The following is a 7,111-nucleotide window of genomic DNA, read 5'->3' as shown; positions in this document are numbered from 1 at the left end:
CACCAGGTCCTTCGCGCCGAGGCCGCCGCCCGCGCCGTGGCCGAGCATCAGCACCGCCGCGCCCTCCTCGGCGCAGTGCAGGTAGGCCCGCGCGGGGCCGAAGGCGGTGTCGATCTCGAGGGCCGTCATGAGAAGAGGGTGCCCTCGTGCGCCGGCTCGACGCGCTCCAGCAGCTCGGGTCCGTTGTTGCGGACGTTGTTGACCAGCGTCGAGATCGGCCGCAGCTCCAGCGACGCGACGATGTCGTCCGGCGTCGGCACCAGCAGGTCCTTGACGTCCTCGCGGTCCGGATCGAGCCAGCCGTCCCAGTGCGACTTCGGCACGATCAGCGGCATCCGGTGGTGGACGTCGGTCAGCTGCCCGGCCGCGTCGGTCGTGATGATCGAGAACGTGATCAGCGGCGGCGCGTCCTTGTCGTCCTTCGGGTGCCAGCTCTCCCAGATCCCGCCGAACGCGATCGACGAGTCGTCCGGCGCCGTCATGTAGAACGGCTCCTTCTCCTTGCCGGTGCGGCGCCACTCGAACCAGCCGTCGGCCGGCACCAGGCAGCGGCGCGACACCAGCGCGCGGCGGAAGGCGGGCTTCTCGGCGGCAGTCTCGGCGCGGGTGTTGATCATCCGCGAGCCGACCGACGGGTCCTTGGCCCAGAACGGCACCAGGCCCCACTTCATGATCCGCAGCGAGCGCTCGGCGGGCTCGTCCTCGAGGACGTGGCCGTCCGCGTCACGCGGGTGCCGCTGCACGACCGTGACGACGTTCTTCGTCGGCGCGACGTTGTGGTCGGCGCGCGCGTGCCCCTCGGTGAGATCGATCGCCTCGAACTCCTCGATCAGCTTCGCCGGGTCCTTCGTGGCGGCGTAACGGCCGCACATGCGCCAACCTCCTCGTGCCGGAAACGTCCGGGGACGCCATCGTTACACGCAGGCCAGGGCCGTGGCGAGCGGCGTGGGATCATTCGAGTGGCACCGGAGCACGAGAGGACGGCGGGTTTGGCGCGCAACGACTGGAGCAGGCTGGACGAGTCCGACGTCCGCGTGCGTCCGGGCAAGGGCACCCGGCCCCGCAGCAAGCGCCGTCCCGAGCACGCCGACGCCGTCACCGCCATGGTCATCGGCAAGGACCGCGGCCGCTGGACCTGCGCGATCGACGCCGACCCCGAACGGGTGGTCACCGCGATGCGGGCCCGGGAGCTGGGCCGGACGCCGGTGGTCGTCGGCGACCGGGTGGGGATCGTCGGCGACGTCTCCGGCAAGCCGGACACGCTCGCGCGCATCATCCGCGTCGACGACCGCACCAGCTCCCTGCTGCGCACGGCCGACGACACCGACCCGTACGAACGGCTGGTCGTCGCCAACGCCGAGCGCCTGCTGATCGTCACCGCGCTGGCCGACCCGCCGCCGCGCACCGGCTTCATCGACCGCTGCCTGGTCGCCTGCTACGCGGGCGGCGTCGAGCCCGTGCTGTGCCTGACCAAGGCCGACCTGGCCAGCCCGGACGAGCTCCTGGCGGGGTACGCGGGTCTCGACGTCCCGGTGATTGTCAGCCGGTTCGACGAGCAGCCCGAAGGCCTCGACGAGCTGCTGAAGGACCGCGTGACGGCGCTCGTCGGACACTCCGGTGTCGGCAAGTCGACATTGGTCAACCGGCTGGTGCCGGCCGCCGAACTGGCCGTCGGCGTGGTCAGCGCGGTCGGCAAGGGGCGGCACACGTCCGTCGCGGCGGTGGCGCTGCCGCTCCCGGACGGCGGCTGGGTGATCGACACCCCCGGCGTGCGGTCGTTCGGGCTGGCCCACGTCACCGCGGACGACATCGTCGACGCCTTTGAGGAGTTCGCCGCGGCCGCCGAGGAGTGCCCGTCGGGCTGCGGCCACCTCGGCCCGCCCGAGGACCCCGACTGCGCGCTGGACGACGTCGTCACCGACGGCACGGCGAGCCCCGAGCGGCTCACGTCACTGCGGCGCCTGCTGGCCTCGCGCGGCGGGCACGACGTGACCCGCCCCACGGAGTCCTGAGGCAACCGGGAACCGATCGCGGATCGTCACCGTCACAGAGGTAATGATTCGCCCGTTCGGGCGATATGCCCAGCGGAAGATCCGATCCTGAGGGGAATTCGATGCGCAAGACCACCCTGGTCGCGGCAGGCGCCGCGCTGGTTCTGACGCTGACGGCGTGCAGCGGCGGCACCACGACGGGCACGGCCGCCCCGGCCGGCGAGCAGCAGTCCGGCGGCAGCAGCAGCGGCCTCGCTTCGCCGTTCACCGACGCGTTCCAGCTGGCGTCGGCGTCGAAGCAGGGCACCGAGAAGTCGAAGTCGGCCAAGTTCACCATGGAGGGCTCCGCCGCCGGCCAGACCCTGAGCGCGACCGGCGCGATGGCCTTCGACGGCGCGAACACCAAGTTCTCGATGACCAGCACCGCGGCCGGCCAGACCACCGAGATGCGCATGGTCGACAAGGTCATGTACCTCAAGCTGCCCGCCGACCAGCAGAAGCAGATGGGCACCGACAAGGCGTGGGCCAAGATCTCGGCCGACGGCACGGACCCGATCTCGCAGGCGATGGGGAGCGCGCTGTCGCAGTCGGCGGAGCAGAGCGACCCGAGCAAGATCCTGGAGCAGGTCTCCAAGGCGGGCCGGATCATCTCGTCCGACCAGACCGAGCTGAACGGCGAGCAGGTCAACCACTACAAGGTCGAGCTCGACGTGGCCAAGGCCATCGACCAGTTCACCGGCCAGGTCCCGGCCGCCGCGCGCGACCAGATCAACGAGAAGCTCAAGGGCAAGGACCTCAAGATCCCGGCCGAGCTGTGGCTGAACAAGGACAACCTGCCGGTGCAGGTCACCATGGACCAGGGCCCGATGATGCAGGCGCTGGGCGCGCCGGCCGGCGACGCGAAGTTCACGATGAAGTACAGCGACTGGGGCACCCAGGTCGACGTGGAGGCCCCGCCGGCCGACCAGGTCGTGGACCTCGGCGAGCTGATGAAGAAGGCCGGTCGCTGACCGGAAAACTCTGAGTAGCAGCGGCTCCCCCGAACGGGTTCGGGGGAGCCGCTGTGTTTTTGTTGGCGCCATGCGCAAAGCCGCCGTCGTGCTGCTGTTCCTCCTGCTTACCGCCTGCTCCGGCCCGCCGTCCCCGCCCGCGTTCACCGACGCGCGGGAGCTGGCCGACGCCGCGACGGCGGCCACCACGGGCAGCGGCTCGGCCAAGTTCGCCACGGACGTCGCGGTCGGCGAAGTCCGCTCGAAGAGCACCGGCCAGGCGCGCTTCGGCGCCGGCGGGACGTCCCAGGTGATGACGACCGACTTCATCGGCGAGCCGATGGAGCTGCGCCTGGTGGCGGGCAAGCTGTACGCGAAGGTGCCGGAGGGTTCGCGCGACGAGGTCGGCACGGGGAAGCCGTGGGTACTGGTCGCGGCGGACGGCGGCGACCCGTTCTCCCAGGTGCTCGGCGGCAGCCTGACGCAGCTGGCGGCGCAGAACGACCCGGCGCACACGCTGGGCGAAATCCGGACGGCGGGCACGATCGTCTCGTCCGAGCGGGCGCAGCTGGACGGCGTCGCAGCGGAGCACTATCGCGTCGACCTGGACCTGGCCCGCCTGGGCACGGACCTGCCGGCGGGCCTGCCCCCGGAGTCCGCGGGACGGCTGGGCAAGTTCCCGGTGGAGCTGTGGCTCGACGACGCGCACCGGCCGCTGCGGATCGTGCTGGACCTGACCCCGATCCTCCAGGGCTCCGAAGCGCGCATCACGACGCGGTATTCGGACTGGGGCAGCCCGGCCGACGTCCAGCCGCCACCCGCGGGCGAAGTGGGGTAGTCACGTTCGCGCCCGCTGCCTCGTCCGGTTCCCCGAGGAAGGGAGACGGACATGCGGGTGCTGGTGATCGGGGCGACAGGCGTGCTGGGCGTGCCCACGGTGACGCGGCTGCTGGCCGCCGGGCACGAGGTGAGCGCCTTGACCCGGCCGGGTTCACGCCTTCCGGCAGGCGTGACGGGTGACTTGTTTTCGGCCGATTCCCTGGTCACGGCGCTGCGCGGGCACGACGCCGTGGTGAACCTGGCGACGCGGATCCCCCGGAAGCCGACCAGCAAGAAGGCGTGGGCCCCGAACGACCGGGTCCGCAGTGCGGGCAGCGCGGCGCTGGCGGCGGCGGTCCGGCGGGTCGAGGAGGTGCGGATCGTGGTCCAGGAGGGGATCTCGTTCGTGTACGCCGACGGGGGTTCGGCGCTGCTGACGGAAGACGCGCCGCTGAAGCCGGGCGTGGTGACGGCGTCTTCGGTGACGGCGCACGCGAACGTGGCGGCGTTGACGGACCGGACGGTGGTGCGGCTGCGGATCGGCACCCTGCTGGGCCCGGACCGGATGACGTCGGCCCTGCTGGCCGCGGCGCGTCGGGGCGCACCGTTGATCCTGGGATCACGCTCGGATTGGACGACGGCGATCCACCCGGCCGACGCGGCCTCGGCTGTCGTGGCCGCTTTGGACGCGCCTTCGGGGGTTTACAACGTGGGGGCCCCGGCGGTGCTGAAGCGCGACCTGGGCGCGGCAATGGCCGCGGCCGCCGGGGTGCGGCGGGCGCGGGCGGTGCCGAAGTGGCTGGTGTCGCGGATCCCGCTGGCCGAGCCGATGGGGCGGTCGCAGCGGGTCGATTCGACGAAGCTGAGGGAGGCGACCGGGTGGGAGTGCGAGCGCCCGGTGCCGGGTCCGGACTGGTTCAGCGAGGATTGATCGGGCTGCTGGGGCGGGCTCGGCAGCGGGTGGCCTGCTTTGCCCGGGCGGAAGCAGGAGCGGGGACAAGCCCCCGCCCAACCCTGGGGGGCGTCCCCGAGCCCAGCCTACCGGCCACCCCCGACCGAAAACCCCGCTCGACCCCAGTTGTCCACAGGTGAGCCCGCCTGTGGACAACTCAGAGCAGCTCCAGCAAGAACGGCAGTTCCTGCGGCGCGTACCAAGCCAGCTCATGGTCCTCGGCATCGCCCAAAGTGAACTCCGCGTCCGGGTCACCCAGGTCCGCCGCATCGATCACCGCCGCAGCCGCCGACACCGCCTCGGCGGCCTCGGGCGCGTCCACGTGGATCGCCGCCACCGCCTTCATCGGGATCGGGCCGCCGATGCGGACGACCGGGGCGTCCAGGTCCGGGCGCAGCGTCACGCCCTCGACGTCCGCCGACACCACCACCCGGCGTGGCTCGCCCTTCTCCTCCGCCGCGATCAGCCGCAGCGAAGCGCGGGCCGCGTCCAGCAGGGCCGCGTACTCCAGTTCCTCGTCGGACCCGCTCACGTACGCCTCGCGCAACGCCGGCGTCAGCGCGAACGCCGTTCCGCTGCGGGCGCGGAACTCCCCCGAGGACTCGAGGTCGCGAAGCATCGCGATGGTCGCAGGCAGATAAACCCTCACCAGTGCGCACCCTTCAGCTCTTCCAAGGATTCTTCGATCATCCCGGCCAGCAGGTCGACGTCGAAAGCGGCCTTGCGGTCGCCGTTCAGTCCGAAGTAGACGCCGCCGTGGTAGGACGTCACCCCGATCGCCAGCGCCTGGGTGCGCATCAGCGGCATCACCGGGAACATCTCGACCAGTCTGGCCTCTCCCGCGTACATCGGCACCTGCGGGCCCGGCGAATTGGTCACCATGACGTTGAAGATGCGCCCCGACAGCGACCCCGCCGCCCGCGCGCCGAGCGAATGGAGCGTAGCGGGGGCGAAGCCGCCGACCCTGAGCAGGCCGCGCGCCGCCACCGAACGGCCCGAATCCAGGTGCTCGGCCATCGCGTGGCCGATGTGCTGCAGGCGCAGCACCGGGTTCGGCTCGCCGACCGGCAGGTCGACCAGGTACGCGGCCACCTGGTTGCCGACCAGCCCCGGCGTCGAATACCCGGGCGTCTCCTCGTCGCGGACCGCCAGCGGCACCAGCGCGCGGACCGTCGTGTTCGGGGCCAGCGGCTCCTCACGCGAAAGCAGCCATTCGCGCAGCGCGCCGGTGATGGCCGCGAGGACGACGTCGTTGACCGTGCCGCCGTGCGCCGCGCGGATCTTGCGGAAGTCCTCCAGCCGCGTCCGGACCACGGAGAACACGCGGCCGCCGGACACGCGGACGTTCAGCGGGCCGGTCGGCGCCGGCCGCACCAGCGTGCGCAGCGTCGAGGCCACACCGCCGACCGTCTCGGCGAACTTGCCCGCCGCCGCGAACGCGTCGTTCGCCGCCGAGCGGACGTTCTCGACGACCTCGCCCGGCCGTTGGACGCCCTCGCTGACCGCGTCCAGCACCAGCTGCGTCCGGCTCGGCTCGCGGCGTGGCGTCCAGATGTCCTCGAACGGTTCCGGCTCGGCCGGCGTCGGGTCGAGGATGAGCTGGCCGAGCTCGATCGTGCCGACACCGTCCACAACGGACTGGTGGGTCTTCGTCACCAGCGCGACGCGGTCCCCGGCCAGTCCCTCGATGAAGTACGCCTCCCAGAGCGGCCGCTCCGGCGCCAGCCGCCGCGACATCAGCCGGGCGACCAGGTCGAACAGCTGCTCGTCAGTGCCCGGCTGGGGCAGCGCCGAGCGCCGGACGTGGTAGTTCAGGTCGAAGTCGACGTCGTCCACCCACACCGGGCGCGCGAGGTGACCGGGCACCTCCGCGACCCGCTGCCGGTACCGCGGCAGGTACGCCAGCCGCGCGCCGACGAGGTCCAGCAGCTGCGCGTAGCTGAACCCGGACCGGGGCCGTTCGAAGATCGCCACCCCGCCGACGTGCATCGGCGTCGCGTGGTCCTCGAGGTAGAGGAACGAGGCGTCCAGCGCGGAAAGGCGGTCGGGCATGGGCCGATCCTTACACAATGCGAGACTGCCGGGTGTGGGTGATGAGTCGACTGTCTCGCCGAAAGACCGCTTCCTGACCGTGTACGGGCGCAAGCCGGTGCTCGAGGCGCTGGCGGACGACGCCCTGCGCGTGGACAAGGTGATCCTCGCCGACACCGCGCGCGGCCCCGGCGCGGCGGAGATCCAGCGCGCGGCCAAGGAGGCCGGCGTGGCGGTGCAGCGCGCCAGCGCGCACCGGGTCAAGGTGCTCGCCGGCAACGGCAAGCAGGACCAGGGCGTGCTCGCCGACGTCGTCGCGCCGCGGATGC

General features: G+C 72.0%; 8 protein-coding genes and 1 pseudogene. 5 read left to right on the top strand and 4 right to left on the bottom strand.

What is annotated here, in order from left to right:
- Window positions 1-129, bottom strand: a pseudogene (locus tag G3I65_RS57920) (alpha/beta hydrolase); the annotation flags it as partial.
- A complete protein-coding gene (locus G3I65_RS46345; RefSeq protein ID WP_160701746.1) occupies window positions 126-872 on the bottom strand; it encodes an SOS response-associated peptidase in 747 nt (248 codons plus the stop codon). The pseudogene G3I65_RS57920 and the gene G3I65_RS46345, both read right to left, overlap by 4 nt.
- 117 nt (window positions 873-989) lie before the next feature.
- Here G3I65_RS46345 and rsgA point away from each other — a divergent pair, with 117 nt between their 5' ends.
- The 4 genes from rsgA (at window position 990) to G3I65_RS46325 (ending at window position 4,730) form a co-directional block, all read left to right on the top strand.
- Window positions 990-2,012, top strand: coding sequence for a ribosome small subunit-dependent GTPase A (gene rsgA / locus G3I65_RS46340; protein ID WP_160701745.1), 1,023 nt, complete (start codon window positions 990-992; stop codon window positions 2,010-2,012).
- A gap of 101 nt (window positions 2,013-2,113) precedes the next feature.
- On the top strand, window positions 2,114-3,001 hold the full coding sequence (locus tag G3I65_RS46335) for a hypothetical protein (protein WP_160701744.1): 888 nt from the start codon (window positions 2,114-2,116) through the stop codon (window positions 2,999-3,001).
- A gap of 70 nt (window positions 3,002-3,071) precedes the next feature.
- On the top strand, window positions 3,072-3,818 hold the full coding sequence (locus tag G3I65_RS46330) for a hypothetical protein (protein ID WP_160701743.1): 747 nt from the start codon (window positions 3,072-3,074) through the stop codon (window positions 3,816-3,818).
- 51 nt (window positions 3,819-3,869) lie between these two features.
- Window positions 3,870-4,730, top strand: coding sequence for an NAD(P)-dependent oxidoreductase (locus G3I65_RS46325; RefSeq protein WP_160701742.1), 861 nt, complete (start codon window positions 3,870-3,872; stop codon window positions 4,728-4,730).
- Window positions 4,731-4,908: 178 nt separating this feature from the next.
- Here the strand turns inward: G3I65_RS46325 and G3I65_RS46320 are convergent, their stop codons facing one another.
- Window positions 4,909-5,400: a DUF6912 family protein gene (locus tag G3I65_RS46320; RefSeq protein ID WP_160701741.1), complete on the bottom strand. Its 492-nt coding sequence runs from the start codon at window positions 5,398-5,400 to the stop codon at window positions 4,909-4,911.
- Complete coding sequence (locus G3I65_RS46315; protein ID WP_160701740.1) at window positions 5,397-6,803, bottom strand: wax ester/triacylglycerol synthase family O-acyltransferase; 1,407 nt, start codon at window positions 6,801-6,803, stop codon at window positions 5,397-5,399. The genes G3I65_RS46320 and G3I65_RS46315 overlap by 4 nt, the downstream gene beginning before the upstream one ends.
- A gap of 34 nt (window positions 6,804-6,837) precedes the next feature.
- Here G3I65_RS46315 and G3I65_RS46310 point away from each other — a divergent pair.
- Window positions 6,838-7,111 (top strand): RNA methyltransferase substrate-binding domain-containing protein (locus G3I65_RS46310; RefSeq protein WP_309236021.1); only part of this gene is annotated, 274 nt, incomplete at its 3' end.

The sequence above is a fragment of the Amycolatopsis sp. SID8362 genome, assembly GCF_010550475.1.
Classification (GTDB): domain Bacteria; phylum Actinomycetota; class Actinomycetes; order Mycobacteriales; family Pseudonocardiaceae; genus Amycolatopsis; species Amycolatopsis eburnea.
This window is presented reverse-complemented; position numbering and strand designations above follow the sequence as displayed.

What these genes read in the sequence shown, in the direction of transcription:
- G3I65_RS46325 (WP_160701742.1), top strand. Translation starts at nt 3,870, where the DNA reads ATGCGGGTGCTGGTGATCGGGGCGACAGGCGTGCTGGGCGTGCCCACG.
- G3I65_RS46345 (WP_160701746.1), bottom strand. Translation starts at nt 872, where the DNA reads ATGTGCGGCCGTTACGCCGCCACGAAGGACCCGGCGAAGCTGATCGAG.
- G3I65_RS46335 (WP_160701744.1), top strand. Translation starts at nt 2,114, where the DNA reads ATGCGCAAGACCACCCTGGTCGCGGCAGGCGCCGCGCTGGTTCTGACG.
- G3I65_RS46330 (WP_160701743.1), top strand. Translation starts at nt 3,072, where the DNA reads ATGCGCAAAGCCGCCGTCGTGCTGCTGTTCCTCCTGCTTACCGCCTGC.
- G3I65_RS46315 (WP_160701740.1), bottom strand. Translation starts at nt 6,803, where the DNA reads ATGCCCGACCGCCTTTCCGCGCTGGACGCCTCGTTCCTCTACCTCGAG.